At 69.2% G+C, this 18,513-nt stretch carries 20 protein-coding genes; 8 read left to right on the forward strand and 12 right to left on the reverse strand.

The window, feature by feature from the left end; genetic code table 11:
- Together ACF1ED_RS19185 and ACF1ED_RS19190 are read left to right on the forward strand one after the other, a co-directional pair.
- A partial coding sequence (locus tag ACF1ED_RS19185) for an RNA-directed DNA polymerase (protein ID WP_391761909.1) occupies nucleotides 1-1,170 on the forward strand: 1,170 nt, incomplete at its 5' end.
- A gap of 10 nt (nucleotides 1,171-1,180) precedes the next feature.
- Nucleotides 1,181-1,648, forward strand: coding sequence for an SLATT domain-containing protein (locus ACF1ED_RS19190; protein WP_391761911.1), 468 nt, complete (start codon nucleotides 1,181-1,183; stop codon nucleotides 1,646-1,648).
- Between the two features lie 193 nt (nucleotides 1,649-1,841).
- On the opposite strand, the gene ACF1ED_RS19195 is transcribed toward ACF1ED_RS19190, so the two are convergent.
- From ACF1ED_RS19195 to ACF1ED_RS19225, 7 genes are read right to left on the reverse strand one after another with little or no spacing between them, the layout of a single operon-like run.
- Nucleotides 1,842-2,873 carry a serine hydrolase domain-containing protein gene (locus ACF1ED_RS19195; RefSeq protein ID WP_391761913.1) on the reverse strand — a complete coding sequence of 344 codons (1,032 nt, stop codon included), beginning with the start codon at nucleotides 2,871-2,873 and terminating at the stop codon, nucleotides 1,842-1,844.
- 54 nt (nucleotides 2,874-2,927) lie between these two features.
- Nucleotides 2,928-4,031, reverse strand: a complete 1,104-nt coding sequence (locus tag ACF1ED_RS19200) for a glycosyltransferase family 4 protein (RefSeq protein ID WP_391761915.1) — start codon at nucleotides 4,029-4,031, stop codon at nucleotides 2,928-2,930.
- Nucleotides 4,028-4,564: a deoxycytidine triphosphate deaminase gene (locus ACF1ED_RS19205; protein WP_391761917.1), complete on the reverse strand. Its 537-nt coding sequence runs from the start codon at nucleotides 4,562-4,564 to the stop codon at nucleotides 4,028-4,030. Before ACF1ED_RS19205 ends, ACF1ED_RS19200 begins: the two co-directional genes overlap by 4 nt.
- Nucleotides 4,561-5,100, reverse strand: a complete 540-nt coding sequence (dcd, locus tag ACF1ED_RS19210) for a dCTP deaminase (protein ID WP_391761919.1) — start codon at nucleotides 5,098-5,100, stop codon at nucleotides 4,561-4,563. Before dcd ends, ACF1ED_RS19205 begins: the two co-directional genes overlap by 4 nt.
- Nucleotides 5,097-6,311 carry a metallophosphoesterase gene (locus ACF1ED_RS19215; RefSeq protein ID WP_391761921.1) on the reverse strand — a complete coding sequence of 405 codons (1,215 nt, stop codon included), beginning with the start codon at nucleotides 6,309-6,311 and terminating at the stop codon, nucleotides 5,097-5,099. Before ACF1ED_RS19215 ends, dcd begins: the two co-directional genes overlap by 4 nt.
- On the reverse strand, nucleotides 6,308-7,627 hold the full coding sequence (locus tag ACF1ED_RS19220) for a UDP-N-acetylglucosamine 1-carboxyvinyltransferase (RefSeq protein ID WP_391761923.1): 1,320 nt from the start codon (nucleotides 7,625-7,627) through the stop codon (nucleotides 6,308-6,310). The genes ACF1ED_RS19215 and ACF1ED_RS19220 overlap by 4 nt, the downstream gene beginning before the upstream one ends.
- A complete protein-coding gene (locus ACF1ED_RS19225) occupies nucleotides 7,624-8,076 on the reverse strand; it encodes an ATP-binding protein (protein WP_391761925.1) in 453 nt (150 codons plus the stop codon). The genes ACF1ED_RS19220 and ACF1ED_RS19225 overlap by 4 nt, the downstream gene beginning before the upstream one ends.
- A 170-nt stretch (nucleotides 8,077-8,246) precedes the next feature.
- On the opposite strand from ACF1ED_RS19225, the gene ACF1ED_RS19230 reads away from it, so the two are divergent.
- Together ACF1ED_RS19230 and ACF1ED_RS19235 are read left to right on the forward strand one after the other, a co-directional pair.
- On the forward strand, nucleotides 8,247-9,533 hold the full coding sequence (locus ACF1ED_RS19230; protein WP_391761927.1) for a helix-turn-helix domain-containing protein: 1,287 nt from the start codon (nucleotides 8,247-8,249) through the stop codon (nucleotides 9,531-9,533).
- Nucleotides 9,530-10,072 (forward strand): flavoprotein, encoded by a 543-nt coding sequence (locus tag ACF1ED_RS19235; RefSeq protein WP_391761929.1) that lies wholly within the window; start codon nucleotides 9,530-9,532, stop codon nucleotides 10,070-10,072. The genes ACF1ED_RS19230 and ACF1ED_RS19235 overlap by 4 nt, the downstream gene beginning before the upstream one ends.
- A gap of 164 nt (nucleotides 10,073-10,236) precedes the next feature.
- Here the strand turns inward: ACF1ED_RS19235 and ACF1ED_RS19240 are convergent, their stop codons facing one another.
- The 4 genes from ACF1ED_RS19240 to ACF1ED_RS19255 form a co-directional block, all read right to left on the reverse strand.
- Nucleotides 10,237-10,890: a hypothetical protein gene (locus ACF1ED_RS19240; RefSeq protein WP_391761931.1), complete on the reverse strand. Its 654-nt coding sequence runs from the start codon at nucleotides 10,888-10,890 to the stop codon at nucleotides 10,237-10,239.
- A gap of 162 nt (nucleotides 10,891-11,052) precedes the next feature.
- Entirely contained in the window at nucleotides 11,053-11,865 is an 813-nt protein-coding gene (locus ACF1ED_RS19245; RefSeq protein ID WP_391761933.1) for a DUF2637 domain-containing protein, read from the reverse strand.
- 103 nt (nucleotides 11,866-11,968) lie between these two features.
- Nucleotides 11,969-12,667 carry an ATP-binding protein gene (locus ACF1ED_RS19250; protein WP_391762391.1) on the reverse strand — a complete coding sequence of 233 codons (699 nt, stop codon included), beginning with the start codon at nucleotides 12,665-12,667 and terminating at the stop codon, nucleotides 11,969-11,971.
- Nucleotides 12,664-13,554, reverse strand: coding sequence for a hypothetical protein (locus ACF1ED_RS19255; RefSeq protein ID WP_391762393.1), 891 nt, complete (start codon nucleotides 13,552-13,554; stop codon nucleotides 12,664-12,666). The genes ACF1ED_RS19250 and ACF1ED_RS19255 overlap by 4 nt, the downstream gene beginning before the upstream one ends.
- 269 nt (nucleotides 13,555-13,823) lie before the next feature.
- Here ACF1ED_RS19255 and ACF1ED_RS19260 point away from each other — a divergent pair, with 269 nt between their 5' ends.
- The 4 genes from ACF1ED_RS19260 to ACF1ED_RS19275 all read left to right on the forward strand — a co-directional run bounded on the left by ACF1ED_RS19260 (nucleotide 13,824) and on the right by ACF1ED_RS19275 (nucleotide 18,198).
- Nucleotides 13,824-14,108: a helix-turn-helix domain-containing protein gene (locus tag ACF1ED_RS19260; protein ID WP_391761935.1), complete on the forward strand. Its 285-nt coding sequence runs from the start codon at nucleotides 13,824-13,826 to the stop codon at nucleotides 14,106-14,108.
- Nucleotides 14,109-14,219: 111 nt separating this feature from the next.
- Nucleotides 14,220-14,432 (forward strand): helix-turn-helix transcriptional regulator, encoded by a 213-nt coding sequence (locus ACF1ED_RS19265; RefSeq protein WP_391761937.1) that lies wholly within the window; start codon nucleotides 14,220-14,222, stop codon nucleotides 14,430-14,432.
- Nucleotides 14,429-15,850 carry a tyrosine-type recombinase/integrase gene (locus tag ACF1ED_RS19270; RefSeq protein WP_391761939.1) on the forward strand — a complete coding sequence of 474 codons (1,422 nt, stop codon included), beginning with the start codon at nucleotides 14,429-14,431 and terminating at the stop codon, nucleotides 15,848-15,850. The genes ACF1ED_RS19265 and ACF1ED_RS19270 overlap by 4 nt, the downstream gene beginning before the upstream one ends.
- A gap of 419 nt (nucleotides 15,851-16,269) precedes the next feature.
- Nucleotides 16,270-18,198, forward strand: a complete 1,929-nt coding sequence (locus ACF1ED_RS19275; RefSeq protein WP_391761941.1) for an ATP-dependent endonuclease — start codon at nucleotides 16,270-16,272, stop codon at nucleotides 18,196-18,198.
- Here the strand turns inward: ACF1ED_RS19275 and ACF1ED_RS19280 are convergent.
- Nucleotides 18,173-18,379, reverse strand: coding sequence for a hypothetical protein (locus ACF1ED_RS19280; protein WP_391761943.1), 207 nt, complete (start codon nucleotides 18,377-18,379; stop codon nucleotides 18,173-18,175). The genes ACF1ED_RS19275 and ACF1ED_RS19280 overlap by 26 nt on opposite strands.
- Between the last annotated feature and the right edge of the window lie 134 nt (nucleotides 18,380-18,513).

Genomic DNA, 18,513 nt, shown 5'->3' on the forward strand with positions numbered 1-18,513 from the left:
CACGTCGCCCCCTCGAACGCTGCCGATGCGGCCGGGCAGACGTCCACGGCCGAAGCAGAGGACGCAGGCCAGACACCACCAGAGAGCGATGCGGACTACCTTGATATCGCGGCCTTCTACGAGCACATCGACGTAGCCATCCTCGGAGACGATCTAGAAGCGCTCGGTGGTGACGGTCAGGCTGCCAGGTACATCATCGCCTTCCTTACCCGGTTTCAGACCATCAATCACGCTTGGGGGCTGCCTCAAGGGCCGGACGCCTCAGGCATACTCGCCAATCTCTACCTCGCCCCTGTTGATTCCTACTTGGCCCAGAACCGCGCCCGGTTCCTGCGCTATTCCGACGACATCAAGGTCTTCCATCCCGACTGGAGTGAGCTGCGCGATCTCTTCCTCGGAGTGAACAGCCAACTGCGATCCAGGAGGCTCTCTGTTTCCTCCAGTAAGACCGTCATTCTCGACCCTCAGGACGCCCGGGAACGTGAAACCGACATCCGTCACGACTCCCTGGCTAGTGCTATCAGACACGGACGCCCTCGCGCTCGGGAAGATCTCGTTACCTACTTCGATGAGATTGTCAAAGAGGGAAAGTTCAATGGTAACCAGGTCCGCTTTGTCCTCGGCCAGCTCCGCTGGCTTAGAGATGATCGCGCGGTCGGCTGGTGCCTGGATAATCTCACTCATCTCCCACACGCCATCACGCACGTGTTCAAGTACCTCAATGCGGCCAAATCCAGAGCCTCCGAGGTTGAAAGTGCCCTGGTCCATTTCCTGCACTCCAGTCGCAGCGCCGCCCACCCTCTGATTGAGCAGCGCGTCCTGCGCTACTTCATCGCCATGGGCTTCAAAGATGAACGAGCGAAAGAAGCGGCGTGGGATATTCTCGGGGACCGCAACCGGGTTGACTATGCCCGCGAGTTCGCCGCCCGTTACGTCGGTCAGTATGCATCTACTGCCGAGGGCCAGTTGCTGCGCCATCGCTTCGAGGGAGAAACCAGTGTCGCCGTCCGACGTGCCGTACTCGTCGCATTGTACGAGGCCGGCTACCTCTCTACGCGCTACCGCAACGAGATCATGGCCTCCGTCGCCGGCATGGAATGGCTCTGTAAATTCCTTGCTACTGACCCGTACATAAGACCGCCCCGGATTGGACCCCATGTCTACTTCTGACACGCAGTTCGTGAGCATTGAGACCGAGCTGAAGCGCATCCAGAGCAACTGCCTCTACACCGCTCAGGGCTACTTCGAAGCGGCCAAGAGCGCCGAGAAGTGGGGACGGCTGATGGTGTTCATCCCTGCCTGTGTGGCCGCCGTCTCCGGCTTCCTGGTCGCGGTCAAGGTCGGGCCCGAAGTTTTTTTCAGCGGGCTTGGCGCCGTTGCCGGAGCGATCGCGGCCACCGCAGCCTTCCTGGGCTCGCCAAAGACGGCCGCTGACCATCTCGCGTCCGCTCGTGCCTACACTGCGCTCAAGCACCGCGCTGACACCGAGATCAGCCTCATGACCGAAGCCTCCGACCTGACGGTCCTCGAAGCCAGAACCCGAGAGCTGAGCGCCGACTACGTACGCATTACCTCCACCGACACCCCGATGGCGAATAGGTTCTACGAGAAGGCACGCCAGCGGATACAGCAGGGCTCGGCCGAGTAACAGCCGCCAAGCACACCGAAAGTCCCCGTCGGGAGGGGGCTGGCCCCCAAGCGGCTTCCACGGGCACGGCGATGCTGGTAGCGGTTCGGCCGTCGGTCGGCGACTGCGACTTCCCGCTACTCAGCCCACCTGAACGGGAAGGGGACTCGAAGTGTGCGTAGCGGTACGTGGGCACTGCATCGTTGTGTTCAGGTCAGGAAAGGGCGGCGGTTCGGAAGGTGTTCCTGACGCCAGTCAGTGGCTCACGGTCGCGGGTGTAGTAGAGCTTGTTCGTGAGAAGAGCTGCCCAGCGTTGCTGCTTCGGGCTGATCCACATGCCTGTGCCCGTGAAGCCGTAATGGACCCAGACGTCATCGCGGAGCTCGGTGCCGGGTGCGGGGTGCCAGAAGAGGCCGCGGGCGAGGGTGAGTTCGCCGGTTTGGATGCGGAGGGAGTCGGCGATCCAGGTCGGGCCGAAGGTGGCCTGTGCCGGGGCGAGCATGTGCTGGAGGAAGCGGCTGAGGTCGGTGAGGGTGGAGAAGGCGCCGGCGATGCCACAGGTGCCGCCGAGGAGGCGGGCCGAGAAATCGTGCGCGGTGCCTTTGAGATGAGTGCCGGTTTCCTCGTCGAGTTCTGTGGGGGCGCAGCGGGCGATCGTGGCTGCGGGCAGGGGACCGAAGCGGGTCTCGGTCATGCCGAGGGGAGCCCAGATTCGGCTTGCGGCCAGGTGGTCGAGAGGTTGGCCAGAGAAGTATTCGGCCAGGTAGCCGAGGATCAGGGCGGCTCGGTCGGTGTACTCGACGGCCTCGCTGGGGGCGCGATGGAGGCTCTCATGGAGGACGCCGTCGCGGATGTCCTGGGGGTCGGTGCCGTACAGGTTCTTGAGGTTGGCGCGTAGAGGCAGGCCGGCCGTGTGGGTCAGGAGCTCGTGGGTGGTGACCTGGGCGAGCGGGTGGCTGGTGACCTCAGGCCAGAAGGCGCCAAGTGGGGTGTGGAGCTGGAGCTTGCCCTCCTCGACGAGGGTGCCGATGACAGCCCACACGGCGATGATCTTGGTGAGGCTGGCGATGTCGAAGACGGTGTCGAGCCGCATCGGCTCGTCGGGACGGGTCGGGTCGAGGAGGCCGACCGCCCCGCTCGCCGTCGTACCGGAGGCGTTGCCGACGGCCCAGACGGCTCCGGGGTAGACCCGGTCGCGGACGCCGTCCTGGAGGAGCTGCTCAATGCGCGGGATGTCGAGCGTCATGGTGTTCCGATCGTAGTGAGACGGCCAGCCCTGGTGGGGGTGCGCCACGGGTGATCAAGCGAGTCGCCTGCCGAGCTCGGCGAGGGCTGCGGCGGTGGCGCCCAGGGGGAAGCGGGCCGCGTTGGTGGCGCCGGCCGCGCGGAGCGCCGGCAGGAGGCCGGGGCTGGTGCGGAGGCGGTCGAGTTCGCGGGCGACGGCGTGCGGGTCGGCGAAGTCGGTGGCGAGCCCTGTGCCGCCCAATGCCTCGGTGAGGCCGGGCACGGGCTGGTAGAGGACGGGAAGGCCGCATGCCTGGGCTTCGAGCGCCACGAGACCCATGGCCTCCAGCGTCGTGGAGGGCATGACGAGGACGTCGTGGTCGGCGAAGGTCCTCCAGAGCTGTGGCCGGCGCAGCCAGCCGAGGTAGTGGACGTGTACTCCGCGCTGGTGGAGGCGGGGGCGGAGGGCGTGGAATTCGGCTCGGGGTGCGGCGATGGACATCTCGGCGGAGTGGGTGAGCGGGAGAGCTGAGAGGAGGGTGTCGAAGCCCTTCTCGGGGGTGAGGCGGCCGGCGTACAGGATCCGCAGGTGGCTGGAGGGCTGGTTTCGGCGTCGTGGGGGAGGGGCGGCGATGAGGTGGTCGGGGATGCCCCAGGGGATCTTCTCGATCTTGCGGCGTCGGGTGTCGGGGGCGAGGAGGAGCAGTCGGTCTGCCATTGCGCCGGTTGGCACCACGATCGTGTCGGCGGCCCAGGTTGCCTCGCGCAGGGTGGCCAACTGATCGGGGTGCGTTTCGGCGAAGAGGAGGTCGGTCCCGTGGACCAGGGCGATCCGAGGGATCTTCGGGAAGGCTCTGAGCAGGGCAGGTGTGGCGCCGAAGGCCAGGTGCTGCAGATGCAGGACTCCGGCGTCGCCCGGATCCACTGCCTCGGCCAGGGGCCGCTGGAGGGTGGCGACGTAGCGGCGGAAGGCGTACCCCGTCAGGCACTTTCCCGGCGCCTGCACCAGCTCCAGCCCCGTCGGAATGGGCGGCCGCGGGCCCCTGTGCTCGGGCGCGAGCATGAAGGCGCGGGCTGGCAGGAGGGGAACGCGGCCGGTGTACAGGTCCAGGAAGAGCTCGACGCTTCCGCCGGGGCTCGGGAACGGCAGGTCGAGGGCGGTGACGACGGTGGGGTTCACGCGGGGCCTCCCGGGTTCTCCTCGTAGAGGCGGGACGTTTCGATGCCCTGGCTGGCCCGGTATTTGAGGCCGTGGTTCTGGTAGCTGGCAGTGGCGCCGAGGGCCTGGAGGAAGACCAGCTTCCCGAAGGTCATGCGCGGGTAGACCCGGATCGGTCGGCTCGCCCGGATCTCCAGGGTCCAGCGGATGGCGTGGCCCTGGTGCCCGAGGGGAGCGGAGACGTGGACCCAGATGCCGAGCGCGCCGATCGTCCGGTCGCCGTTGAGGAACTGCGCGTATGCCTCCGAGCCGGTCCGCTCGTACGTCGTCCCCAGGTAGAGGACCTCCGGCCGCAGCACGTACCCGGCCTCGGGGATCGGCACTTCCTGGAAGTCGGTCGGTCTCGCCGCGTCCAGGGAACCGTCGTGGAAGCGCAGGGTGTCGCCGAGACGCCAGTCGTAGGCGTTGGGGGAGATTCTCCGCGGCTCGTACGGCTCGATGGTGATCTCACCGGCGGCTCTGGCGGCGGCGATGGCGGGGCCGGTAAGGATCACGAGGCCACCGCCCCGAGGGTGGCGAGGTCGCGCCAGTACGCGGAGGGCTGGGGGCCGGCGGACGACTGGTACTTGCCCGCGTATAGCGCCACCGGGCCGACCGACACGAAGAACATGATCTGTCCGATCCGCATGCCCGGGTACACGCGCAGCGGCCGGATCGGGGAGAGCATGAGCGTCCACTGGCCGTGGAAGCCGATGTCCCCGATGGGAGCGGTGATCTCGACGAACAGGCCGAGGCGGCCGACCGAGGAGCGGCCGAACAGCAGGGGCACGAAGGTGTCCGAGCCGACCTCCTCGATCGTGTGGCCGAGGTAGAGCTGGCCGGGCTGGAGCTCGAAGCCGTCCGGGCCGATCTCGATCGACTCGGTGGCGTTCGGGCGGTGGGCGTCCAGGGCGTGTCCGGTGTACGTGAGCAGGGTCCCGCCGAGACGGACGTTGTAGCTGTTCGGGTTCACCTGCGTCGGCTCGAAGGGGGAGATACGGATGCGGCCGTCGGCCGTGGCCTGGGTGATCTCGGGGCCGGTGAGGATCATCGGGATTCTCCATCGGTGAGCGTGCGCTGCACGGCCTGGCTGAGACGGACGCCGGCCTGCCGGGTGCGGCCTCCGAGGTACGCGTCGGCGAGATAGCCGGTGGTCAGCACGGTCGGCAGGCGGTCGGGCAGGGGACGGGGCGCGGACACGACCGGGCCCGCCTGCTCGGTGAGGTGGGCGAGGAGGGCCGCCGGGTCTGCGAGGAAGCGCTCGGGTACGTGGGCGTGTACGAGCTCGTTGTTGAAGGGCTCGATGGCCAGGAGGTCGCCCTGCGTGAGTACGGTCCCCAATCTGGGAGACCGAAGTGCGGTCTCGTTCAGCAGGACGGCTTCGGCGCCCAGACCGTCGTGGAGGCGGCCGGCGACGTCGGTGAGCAGGGCGCGACGGTCGAGCAGGCCGTTCGCGTACGGGGCCCGGAGCGGACCAAGCGGCGTGCGCAGCTCCTCGCGGATGGCGTCGATGGCCTCCCGTACGGGGGCGAGTTCTCGGGGGAGGTCGGCTGTAGGCGGGAAGGAGTCCACCCGGGCTGCCCAGCCGGCGCCCACGGGCTCGGCCAGCGCGTACCCGGCCGCGAGTTCACGCCCCTTGAGGACGAGCGTGTCTCCCACGGGCACCGGGCCCGGCCGCTCGCTGTGGCAGTGCCCGGCGAAGACGACGTCCAGGAACGGGCAGGCAGCAGCCAGCTTGAGATCCTCGTCGAACCCGGAGTGGCTGAGCACCACCCAGGAGTCGGCCTGGTGGTGATGGGTCAGCATCAGCTCGCGCAGTGCCTGGACCGGTTCGGTGACACGGTGTCCGGCGCGCTGGTCGGCGGGGATGGCGTTGAACGCCTGGGGACCGATGACGCCCGTGACGGCGACGCGGCGGGTGCCGACATTCACGAGGTGGGCCGGACGGAATAGCGGATTGCCGGTCTCGGCGTCCACGGCGTTCGCGCACACCGTGATGCCATGGAGGTCGGACTCGAAGTGGTGGACCCAGCCGTGGTTGCCAGGGGCGACGGCGTCGTAGAGGCGGACCAGGACGTCCCGCTCGATGCGGCCCTGTCCGAGCCGGTAGTAGCCCGTGCCCTCGAAGAAGTCCCCGCAGTCGACGACGAGGCTGTCGTGCCTTCTGGCGTGCAGGTGCGTGAGCATCGGTACGGCGTCGTCGAAGGCCGAGTGGAAGTCGGTGGTGGCGATGATCCGGCGGAGGTGTCTGGCTGCGGTCATGGGGTGACCTCGCAGATGTCGGCGCCGAGGGCGAGGAGCTTGCCGGGCAGGTCGGCGTGGCCGCGGCGGATCTGGTCGACCCCGCCGAGCGTGGTGACGCCACGGGCAGTGAGGCCGGCGACCATCAGCGCGGAACCCGTGCGGATGTCGGTCGCCTCCACTCCGGCACCCGTCAGCCTCTGGGGGCCGGTGAAGCGGCATTCGGTCGAGGACAGTTCGGTGATCTCCCCGCCCATGCGGACGAGCTGGGGGATGAGGTTGCTGTGGCGCCCGGGGTTGATCGGGTCCGAGAACAGGTGCGTGCCGGGGAAGCCCAGGGCGAGCCCGAGCAGCGGTGGTTCGAAGTCGGCGTCGAGGCCGTTGGGGGCGAGGGTGGCCATGGCCCGGAGGGGCCGACCGGTCGGCTGAGTGTCCCGACCGTGGACGGCCAGCGCCTCGGTCTCCTCGGCCGTGGGGATGCCCATCCGGTTCAGCGCCGCGATCAGCGGACCGATGTCAGATCCGTGGACGCCCTCGATCCGCGCGGTGCCGCCGGTGGCGGCCACGGCACAGGCCAGGGTTCCGGCCTCGATCTTGTCTCCCGGCACTTTCCAGACGGGCGCGTCCCCTGAGATCGAAGATGGCGGTGCGAGCGTGAGGACGCGCTCGCCCGCACGGTACGCGTACCCCACGGCCGTCAGAGCGTCCAGAACGCAGAGGACCTCCGGGGAGAGGTTCGGCTGCCCGAGCCGCAGTGGCGCACCTGCGACCACGGCACGCAGGACCGCGGCGATCGTCGCCCCGCGCGAGCGGAACGGCAGGGCCAGCGACACCGTGCCAGGGACCGCCTTGCCGGCTTCGACCACGTACCCGCGATCGTCCACGCGGACGCGGTCGCCGAAGGCTTCGTACACCTTGAAGTGCTGCTCCATCCCGCGGTCGCCGATCCGGCAACCGCCGGGCCAGGGGAGCCCGGCTCGACCGCACAGGGCGATCAGGGCGGGGACGAGGTAGTACGAGGCCCGGATGCTGGAAGCGTCCTCGTCGAGCCCGTTGGCCTTCGGGGCCGCCTCGCCGGGGAGGACGAGGACGGTGCGGCTGTCACCGACCGAATGGGCGGTGTTCCATCCCGCCTGCCGCAGCAGGTCCAGCAGGGTCTGGACGTCGGAGCTGGCGGGGACGTTGTCGAGACGTACGGGGCGAAGGAGAGCTGCGGCAGCCGCGATGAGCGGGAGCGCGGCGTTCTTCGAACCGTCGACCGTCACGGCACCGGCGAGGGGCCGGCCGGGCCGGATCGCTATCACCTGGGACGTAACGGCGGGGACGTGGGTACTCACGTACAACTCCTCTGCGTGGGAACGGATAAGGCGGAGGCGGATCTGGTCGGGGATGCGCCGGCGACGTCGATCTCGGCCCAGCAGCACTTGCCAGAGCCCGTCGGCGCCGTACCGAAGCGGTCCGCGAGCACGCCGACCAGGAAGAGCCCGCGTCCGCCCTCGCTGTCCTCGTCCGGCAGTGCGGCCGTCGGCAGAGTGGGGCTCGCGTCGCTGACCTCCACCCGCAGAACCGCGTCGGAGAGCTGGGTTACGACGCTGATCGGCTGATGACCGGCGTAACGGACCGCGTTCGTGACGAGCTCGCTGACGACCAGCTCGGCCGTGTGGACGGCTTCCGACGCCGCGGGCACCGCCGGCCAGGCGGCTATGGCCTCCCGTACCTGGCGTCGTGCCACGGGCACGGCGGCCGGACTCGGCGGGAGGGAGAAGATGAGCTGGTGCGCTTCCACGAGCGGCCTCCAGAAGTCGGATCGACCACCCCAAGGAACAGCGCCGCCAGCACACTTCGCGACGGCCTGTGCCTGTACTGCATCGTTCATGCAGAAGCTGCATGAAGCGCTCATACGACTCGCCTACCCTGCGTTCCAGGGGCATGCTCGACGCGGACGGAAGGGCATGGATGGCAGACGTGAAGACCGAAGCCGAGAAGATCGGTGAGACGATCAAACGGGCTCGCCTGCGCACCAGTCGTTCGCAGGCAGATGTCGCCATCGCGCTCGGCTACCACCAGTCGAAGATCAGCCGCCTGGAGAGCGGACGGGGCACGGAGGACACCCGGGTCTTACGCGCCGTCGCCGCCGAACTCGGCATCCCACTCCACCTCCTCGGCCTGAGCGGCCCCAGCCCGTCCGCAGAACCGACAGACGATCCCGAGACAGAAGACATGCGCCGCCGCACCTTCCTCGCCGCGAGCATCGCGTCCCTCGCGGCCCCCACCGCACCTGCCACGGCTGCCCACGACGACCTCGTCCGCGCACTCCTCCCCAGCCCACGCATGGCTTCCGCCCGAGTGGACGGCATGGACAAGGAGTCCCTGGAATCACGGATCGCCGTAGCCCGGCGCCTCTTCTATACCTGCGACTACGCAGCGCTGGAGGCAACTCTTCCCAGCCTCATCGCCGACCTGCGCGAAGCTGCGGGCGGCGATCACCACGGCGACGCGGCGATGGCCGGGCTCCTCGCCACCGCCTACCAGACCTCCACAAGTTTGCTGCTCAAGCAGGGAGACCACGGCAACGCCTGGCTCGCCGTGGGTCGTGCCATGGCCGAAGCAGAACGCTGTGGCGACCCCGTCGTTCTCGCCTCCAGCGTTCGCGTCCACGCCCACGTCCTGACCCGCGAGAAGCACACCGCCCAGGCCGTCACCCTGGTCCGGCACACCGCAGGACAGCTCGCAGGCTCATACGACCAACGCTCCCCGCGCTACCTCGCGGCAGTAGGACTCCTTCTCCTGAGAGGCGTGACTGCCGCCAGCACGGCCGGCGACCGTGCCGCCACCCGCGAATTCCTCGACGAGGCACGGGACATCGCCCGCTACGTCGCACTCGACCGCCCCGACGCCTGGGCCAACTTCAGCCCCACGAACGTCGCCCTCCACGCGGTGAGCGCTTCCGTGGCCTTCGGCGACGCTGGCATCGCCCTCAACACCGCCGCGCCCCTCATGCGTCGTCACATCCCCGTCCCCGAACGCCGGGCGGCGCTGTGGGTCGAGGCCGCCCGCGCCTACAACCAGCAGGGCCGCCTCTCCGAGGGCTACCAGGCCCTTCGCATCGCTGAGACCTGTGCCGCCCAGGACGTACGCCGTCCCGCCGTCCGTGACCTGGTCGCCGACATGGCCGCCCGCGATCGGCGACGTACGCTGCCCGAGCTCCACCACTTCAGCCGCCGACTGGGAGTCCCCGCGTGACCGCACAGCCGTTCCTGTACGTCGTCGTCTGCGCCGCCGGCATCGCGGGCGACGCCCACAAGCTGATCACCGCCGCGCAGGAGCAGGGCTGGGGCGTCGGCGTCGTAGCCACACCACAGGGCCTCGGCTTCCTCGACACCGAGGCGGTCGAGGCCCAGACGGGCTACCCGATCCGATCGGCCTGGCGCAGGCCGGGCGACGCGCGTCCGCTTCCGCCCGCCGACGCCATCGCCGTCGCGCCGGCCACCTTCAACACGATTAACAAGTGGGCCGCCGGCATCGCCGACACTCTGGCCCTGGGCATCCTGTGCGAGGCGCACGGGATGGACATCCCGACGGTCGTCCTGCCGTACGTGAACGCCGCCATGGCCGCACACCCGGCGTACGGCCGGAGCCTGGACCAGCTGCGGGAGATGGGCGTGCTGGTCGGGTCGTACGAGCCTCACCGGCCGAAGGCGGGCGGGGGTGCGGACCGTTTCCGGTGGGAGGAGGCGTTGGAGCTGCTGGACGGTAGGAGCACAGGTCTCTTGGGAAGGTGACCGATGTGTCGTCGGGTCGGCTGCCGTCCTCGTACACGAGGGTGGCCGTGATGCGGATGCGGTCGTCGGCATGCTGTACAGCGGCCCAGCGGGAGCTGGGCCGCTCCGTAGAGGCAGGCGGGCACGCTGATGGTCCGGCCCGCCGGGTGGGCCGGTGCTGGGGATCACGATGCCTGCTGACGTTCGAGGATGACGGTCGAGGCGGCGTGCACCGAGTCGGCGGCTCGGCGTACCGCCGCGACGGTCTCTTCCAGCTGCGGTGTGTTCACGCCGGAGTTGAGAGCCTTCACGGCCTGGTTGAGATTGCTGCCGGCCCAGCCGAGCTTGCGTCGGCTGTCGAACAGGGCGGTGAGGATGTCGCGCTCGGTGGCGATCTCGGTACGGGCGCGGTCGAGGTCGCGGGCTGCGGCAAGGGCGGCACGGGCGAGGAAACCGGCGACGGTCAAGTCGCAGTGGGCGGCGGCGGTGGCGACGAGCGCGTACTCGTCGTCGTTGAAGCGCGTCGCGTGCTGGTGACGGCGCTTCTTCGCAGGCGGCTGACGCGGGCGCTGGCGGGCACGGCGCTCACGACGGCGCGGCTTCGGCTTCTGCTCTTCCCCCGGCTTCGGTCCGCCCTCGGGCGAAGCCTCCAGGACCTGCGCCCTTTGGTGCGGGTCCTCTCCCGTCCCCTCGGGGGCGGGTACAGCGGAAGCGATGCTTCCGCCCCAACTTGCTCCGCCCGGGGCAGTGGCGGTGGGCTCCTGCGGCGGTGTGGGCCGGTCGTTCGGCTGGGGCGGGATCGTCGAGGTACGGGTGGGGCGTTGGAGGGCGGGTGTCATGTGGGGATCCTTCGGTGGGGCGGCGGGAGGGGGAGGTCCGTGCTTCGTGGACGTCTCGACGGGGCTGGAGGCTGTCCGGAAATGCGGAGAGGACGGGCCGGTCGGTCCGGGTTGGGGTGACCCGGACCGACCGGAATCGGGTTGACCTGCGGTTATTTCCGGTCAGTGGTCCTCAGGGGTTTCGGACGGCCCCTTGGGAGACGTCCCGCCGCGGAGCTCCTGGAGTTCCGTGAGCCGCTCGTTGCTGATGGTTTGGCCGATGGCGCGGAGGGTTGCCCGGATGGTTTCCCGGGTCTGCTTGCCCTCCATCTGCTCGACGATCCGGACGAACTCGTCGAGTTCTCCGGTCGGAGGGCGGCCGACCTTGCGCGGGCGTACCGGGGGCTTGTCGTCGGCAGCTGCCTCGGTGGTGCGGTCGGGGCCTTCGGCGGCGGACGGGGTGGGGACGGGGTGCGGTCGGGGGCGGTTCCCTTCCCGCGGTTGCCCGGCCACCGCAGGTCCGGTGACCCGGAGACGGCCGGGGCCGATCTCACGGTTCGGCTGCGCGAGGTGCTGGTGGATCTGGCGCATGAGGACGCCGAAGGCGAGGAGGGCTGCGGTCGGGGGTACGGCGGCGACGACGTAGTCGAGGACGGGGACATCGCCGGGGTCGCGGGTGCCGGTGACGCCTGCGACGTTGAGGGCGATGGAGCCGAGGGAGCCGGTGGCGGTGAGGGCGATGGCCCACCAGTCGGGCTTGCGGTGCAGGCCGGCGCGGAGCATGAGGAGTTCGCCGGCGACGACGAAGGCGTCGAGGGTGGCGGGCCAGGCCCACATGCGGGCGGGGGAGTTGCCGAGGCCGTGGTCTGCGGCGACCTCGGCGAGGTGGGCGTAGGAGAGCCAGAAAGAGACGGCGGTGAGGGCGATGATCACGGCACCGGCGGCGAGGAGGACGTACCGGTCGGTGGGGTGCGGGGCAGGGGAGGGCGAGGTCAAGCGGGGATGCTCCAAGGGCAGGGGGCGAGGCGGCCGTCGAGGTGGACGGACGCTGGGAGAGGGGGGGCGCCGCGGTGTGGCGGCGGGTGTCAGGCGGCGGGTGTCAGGCGGCGGGTCTGGTGCGGCGGCGGTCGTCGCCGTCGAGGGTGACGCGCTCGGTCATCTGGGCCAGGCGGGAGGCGACACGGTCGCCCAGGGCCGCCCGCAGGGTGTCGGTGGTGAGGTTGCTGGTGATCAGGGTGGGGCGCAGGTGCTCGTACCGGTGGTTGATCAGCCGGTAGGTCAGCTCCTCGGTCCACTCGCTGGTCTTCGCCGCACCGAGGTCGTCCAGGAGCAGCAGCGGGCAGCGCATCAGGCTCTGCAGGTCGCGTTCGCTGTCGATCCCGGGACGTGGGCGCAGCCGGGCGTACAGGTCGGCGGCGGTGATGGCTTCCCAGCGCAGGCGGACTCCGGCGGCGAGCAGGGTGCGGATGGCGCCGTAGGCCTGGTGGGTCTTGCCGGTGCCGGTCGGGCCGACGATCCGCAGCGAGGGACCTTCCGCGATGCCCGGGGCGCCGGCGGGGCCGCGGCGTCCGGTGCGGGCGATCTCGTCCGCCCAGGCGGTGACCTGGGGATGGTCGGCGAGGGCGTGCCGGAAGCGGGCGGGGATACGGGCTTCGGCCAGTTCCAGTGCGGTGACCGGCTCGGGTACCGGCTCCTGGGCGGCGGTGTCGGGGGCGATGCCGCGCCGGGCCAGGATGTCGCCGAGGCGGCTGGTGATCCGGGCGGGCTGCTGCGGATCGCGGGCGAGGGTGGCGGTCAGAGTTCACCTCCGTAGGCGGCAGCGGTGTCGGTCGGGTTGGTCCACGGCTGGTGGGGAGCGGTGGCGGCCGGGACAGCGTTCATGGCCTCGTGCACGAGGCTGGGCAGGGTGCTGGGGTGCAGGCCCTTGGCGCGGTGGCGGGCGAGGCCGGCGCGGATGTGGTCCGGGGAGATGCCCTCGGCGAGGAGCTTCTTCACCTCGCGGCCGAGGTGGTTGAGCACGTCCTGCGGCGGGCGATGGGGGCACGCGGCGGCGTACTCGCCGATCAGGTCCTGCGCCGAGACCGGCTGGGGCGCGGGGGCGCTGGCGCCCCCCAACGGGGTAGATCCTAGATCCCTGTTCCTAGGTCCTAGATCCGGACGGTGAGGGCTCACGGAGGGCTCGGTGAGCCCTCCGTGCGGCTGCGGCGAGTGTTCAATGAACCGGCTCTGACCTGCGGATTCGACGTTCACGGAGGGCTCCGTGAGTCCTCCCGGACCAGTCGCGGAGGACTCCGCGAGGGCTCCCTGCGTCTGCGGTGAGGGCTCGCGCGGAATCCCGAGATCGTGGTGCGGGCACGGGGGAGTGCGGACGCCGCTGGGCCGGTTGATCTTCTGGTGCTGGGCGAAGGTGACGATGTGCAGGTACCGCTTGCCGTCCCCGCCCTCGTACCGGCAGATCAGCCCGGCGCCGTCGAGCTGGATCAGGTCGTCCTCGACCGCCTCCGGCCCGTGCTCGCGGCGCAGCGACCACAGCTGGCCGGCGATGACGGCGGCCTGGTCGCGAAACCGGCCCTGGTCGTCGGCCTGGGTGAGCAGCCCGAAGAAGGTCCGCTCGGCGGACAGCGACACCGCCGCCAGGGACTCGGACGAGAACGCCTCGGGCTTGATGGTGCGGATACGGGCGATGGCGATCGACCACCTTTCAGGGGAGGGCAGGGGAATCCGGCGGCGCCGGGTGCATGGCCAACACAGCCACACCTGGTGCGCAGAAGTCCAGACTTTGCACTGGAATTCCGTACAGCCCGTCGGCATGCCGCCTCAGCGAGTCCCGCAACTGTAGGGCCGAATTCCCGGTCACCGAAATCGCCACCGAAAATCGCCGGATGATTCGCATCGCTCACGGCAGACAGGAAAACCCTTCCGGACCGGCCGGCGCGCAAGCTACAACACCACCCATGCCGCCACGACCCCTCGCCATCGGACCCGCCGGACACGCCGCCGCCCACGCCATCGAACGCACCCGCACCGCCCGCGGCTACTCCCAGCGCCAGCTCGCCGCCCGCGTCACCGCACTGGGCCGCCCCATGACCTTCACCGCGCTCTCCCGCATCGAACGCACCGTCCGCCGCTGCGACATCGACGACCTCGTCGCCATCGCCACAGCCCTCGGAATCGCCCCGCAGGCCCTCCTCACCGGCGCCCTCGCACCCCCAGGGGCGGTCGGAGCGGGCGAAATATAGCCGACGATCCCCGGTTAGGGAAACCGGGGATTCTCCGGATCATTGTGCGTCCCGGAACGCCCGTCGTACCGGTCCCTGCCAGAGCCATGCCCTTTTCCCGGAGGAGACACCTTGCGCCGACCCCCGATAACCGCCACTCGCCGCTCCGAAGAAAAGCTCACCGTCGACGAGCTCTGTGAAGAACTCCGGATTTCCCGGTCGACCTTCTACGACTGGCGCCAGAAAGGACGCGCGCCCCGCTGCGTGAAACTCCCAAACGGCAGCCTGCGCGTCCGCCGCAGCGACCTGGAGAACTGGCTCACCGACTGTGAGGCCGCTGCGTGACCAATCGGTCCTACAAGGTCCGGTTCCGTACGACCGAGGTCTACAAGGGGAAGCGCGGCACCACCTACACCGTGCGCTGGTCGGTCAACGGTCAGCGCCACGGAGAGACCTTCAAGACGAGCGCTGCCGCAGACTCCTTCCGCGCCACCCTCCTCGTCGCCGCCAACAACGGCGAGCCCTTCGACCAGAACACCGGCCGGCCGGTCTCCCACGCGGCACCGGCGGCCGGGACCACCTGGTACGACTTCGCCCTCCAGTACGTCGACATGAAGTGGCCCCGCATCTCGGCGAACAACCGCATCAGCACCGCCAAGGCCCTGACCAAGGCCACGCTCGCGCTCCTGCGGACCGAGCCCGTCCAGTACGAGGGCGTCGACGTCCGCAAGGCGCTGCGCGAGTACGCCTTCAACAAGAACCGCCGGGACGAAGCCCCGCCTGAGTACCGCGCGATCCTGGCGTGGGTCCGCCGCAACTCGCTGCCGATGAGCGCCTGGGAGGACAGCAAGCACGTCGACGCTGTCCTCCAGGCCCTCGACACCATGCTCGACGGCACACAGGCCGCCGCCAGCTCGGCCAAACGCTACCGCCGCATCCTGAACGTCGTCCTGAACTACGCCGTCCGCCAGAACGTCCTCCAGTCCAACCCCATGCCCAAGGGCAAGGGCGAGAACACCGCCCCGAGGACGTCCGGCGCCGTCGACAAGCGCTCCCTCCTCAACCCCCACCAAGTGGCCGCCCTGCTCACCTGGATCGCCGCCCGCCCCCGCACCGGCCACCGGCTCATGGCGTTCTTCGCGACCCTCTACTACGCAGGGCTGCGCCCTGAGGAATCGGTCGCGCTACGAGTCGAGGACGCCATCCTCCCGGCGAGCGGCTGGGGCGAGCTCCGCGTCCACACCGCCGAACCCGAGGTCGGCAGCCACTGGACCGACGACGGTGAGGTCCACGAGACCCGCGACCTCAAGGGCCGGGCGGCCGGCGACACCCGTACCGTCCCCGTCCACCCAGCCCTGGTCGTGATCCTCCGTGCCCTCCTCGCCCGCGACGAACTCAAGCCCGGCGATCTCCTCTTCCCCGGCGAGAAGGGCGGCCTCCTCGCCGGCTCCGTCTACCGGCGGGCCTGGAGCAAGGCCCGCGAGGCCGTCCTGCCCGAGCACGAGTTCAAGTCGCCCGTCGGCAAGCGCGTGTACGACCTCCGCCACACCTGTCTCACGACCTGGCTCAACAACGGCATCCCGCCCGCCCAGGTCGCCGACTGGGCGGGCAACAGCGTCCCTGTCCTGCTCTCCACCTACGCCCGCTGCATCACCGGCCAGATCGCCGAGCTCCAGCGACGCATCGAAGGACCCCAGACACTCCCCGCAGGCGTCCGCTCCCCGGCTCCCAGGGCTGCCTCCGGTGCGCGGCGTGGTGGCTGAGGTCGTGGAACTCCGAGCCGAAGCGCTGAAGGAGAACGACCGGCTCAAGGCCGACAACGAGGTACGCGTCGGCGCACTGCACTAGGTCGTGATGGAGAACCGCCAGCTCCGCCTTCAGCTGGCCGAGAGGCCCGACAACCTCCGGGGCCTCCCGACCCAACCGCGGCCTGTAGCACGGTGAGGCCACAGGGAGACAAATCGAGCGGAGTTGTCAGAGGCGGGCGCTACCCTCAGATCTAGCTCAAAGAGGACCCCGGCGGCGTCGAGGTCGACGGGCACCGGGGTCTCTCCTGATTGGCATCTGGAACATACCTCGAACGCAACGCCGAAGGCACCCAGTGTCGCGCCGTTGTGACCACCGCCTCTCGACCTGGCACGCCGGGCCTCTCGCACACGTGAGGAAGGACCCACCAGGCAAGATGCACCTGATCAAGGCACACATCACCAACTACCGGTCCGTCGAAGACTCCGACATATTCGACATCGAGGAAGACGTCACCTGCCTCGTCGGGAAGAACGAGTCGGGCAAGACGACCCTCCTCCAGGCGCTCTTCCGGCTCAACCCCGTGGAGGCCGCCACCTTCGACGAGGTGGTCGACTTCCCCGCCCGCAAGACCCGCGAGCGGAAGCAGATCCCGGCCGGCCAGAAGATCCCCGTGGTCCGGGCCACGTTCCGCTTCGACGACGCGGAGATGAAGGCCATCGCGGAGGAGCTCGGCCCCAAGGCCATGAAGAGCCCCGAGTTCGACGTCGTCATCGGCTACCGCGACAACACCAAGACCTTCACCTTCTCCCACGACGAGTCCGAGGTCGTCAACCACCTGCGCTCCGCCCTGGACCTTCCGGCTGCAGCCGCCAAGGCCCTCGGGAGTGCGAAGACCGTCGCGGACCTCCTCGATGCCTTCGACGAACTGGATGAGCTTCCGTCCGACGCCACCGCGCTGGCCGACCGCATCCGCGGCTGGCGCAACGGCAGTCTCGGGTGTCACCTCATCGACCAGTACGCCAGCCCGTCGATGCCGAAGTTCGTCTACTTCGCGGACTACGACACGATGCCGGGCAAGGTCGCCCTGCCCGATCTGATCCGGCGGCGAGCGTCCGGAGATATCACGCGCGGTGAGCGGGCTCTGCTGAGCCTGCTGGACATGGCGGGAGTTTCGCCGGAGGAGTTCCAGGACTCCGACCAGCACGAACGGCTCATCCGGGAACTGGAGAACTCCGGCAATGTCATCTCGGACGAGGTCTTCGACTACTGGTCGCAGAACACCGAGCTGGAAGTGCAGCTGAAGGTCTTGGCCCCTGAGACCGGAGCCCTGCCGCCCTTCGATGAGGGACCGATCCTCCAGGTCCGCGTCTTCAACACCCGGCACCGCGCCTCGGTGCCGTTCGACGAGCGGTCCCGCGGCTTCGTGTGGTTCTTCTCGTTCCTCGCCTACTTCAACGAGCTGGAAGCGGCGGGCAGCGCTGACCTGATTCTCCTCCTGGACGAGCCCGGCTTGTCCCTTCATGGCCGGGCCCAGGAGGACCTGCTCCGTCTCATCGACGAGCGCCTTGCCCCCAAGCACCAGGTCCTCTATACCACCCACTCCCCGTTCATGGTCGACCCCGACAACCTCCAGAGGGTCAGGACGGTCATGGACTTGGAGCGCGGCGGAGCGAAGGTCTCCTCGGAGATCTTCAAGGCCGACGAGGACACCGCCTTCCCGCTCCTGACCGCGATGGGTGTCGAGATGACCCAGACGCTGTTTGTGGGCGAGCACACCCTGCTCCTCGAAGGCCCGAGCGACCTGATCTACCTCGATGTCCTCACCGACGTCGCCGAGGCAAACGGCTCCACCGGACTCGATCCTCGCTGGGTGAAGACCCCCATCGGTGGCTCCGGCAAGCTGTCTACCTTCGTGACCCTGCTGGGCGCGAACAAGCTGAACGTCGCCGTCCTTGTCGACTCCAGCACCAAGGACGTCGGGGCCGTCCAGCGCCTCCGGGACAACGACCAGCTTGCCAAGAACGGCCTCGTCGAGATCAGCGAGTTCACCGGCACGGGTGATGCAGATGTCGAGGACCTGTTCGACCGCGACTTCTACCTCGACCTCGTCAACCGTGCCTACGCGGACCAGCTCACCACCCCGATCGACACCGCGGAACTCAACGCCAAGGACCCCCGCGTCGTCCGGCAGATCGAGACGGTGTTCAAGAAGCGCAAGATTGCCACTCGGTTCAACCACTACAAGCCGGCTGCCGTTCTCCTCCGCGAACAGGCAGCGCTCGCCCCGCGCATCGACGCGGCAACGATCACGCGCGCCGACCAGCTGTTCACGCGACTCAACTCCCTGCTCCCCAAGCGCTAGATGAACCGAGGGTAGGAGAGGATCTGGCCTGGCCGGGGCGTCGCTGCGTACCGGCCAGGCGCAGGGCCGCCACGTACTCGTCGATCACCTCGTCCGCCTCGGTCCCTTCCCATGTCGGAAACAGCGCCTCTGGGATGAGCGCGTAGCGGGCGAAGCCGGTGCTGGCGAGCCAGGTGGTCATGCGGCGGATCATCACGCCCACAGCCGACAGGCGCTGAGAGGGCCGCGATACCGGATCAGAGGGGCTCGGCTGCGGCCGGGCCCTTCTGCCGTGCCAGTTCGCCGGAGGCGGACAGGGAAGAAGCCCGAGGGACT

The organism is Streptomyces sp. NPDC014656 (assembly GCF_043084305.1).
GTDB lineage: Bacteria > Actinomycetota > Actinomycetes > Streptomycetales > Streptomycetaceae > Streptomyces.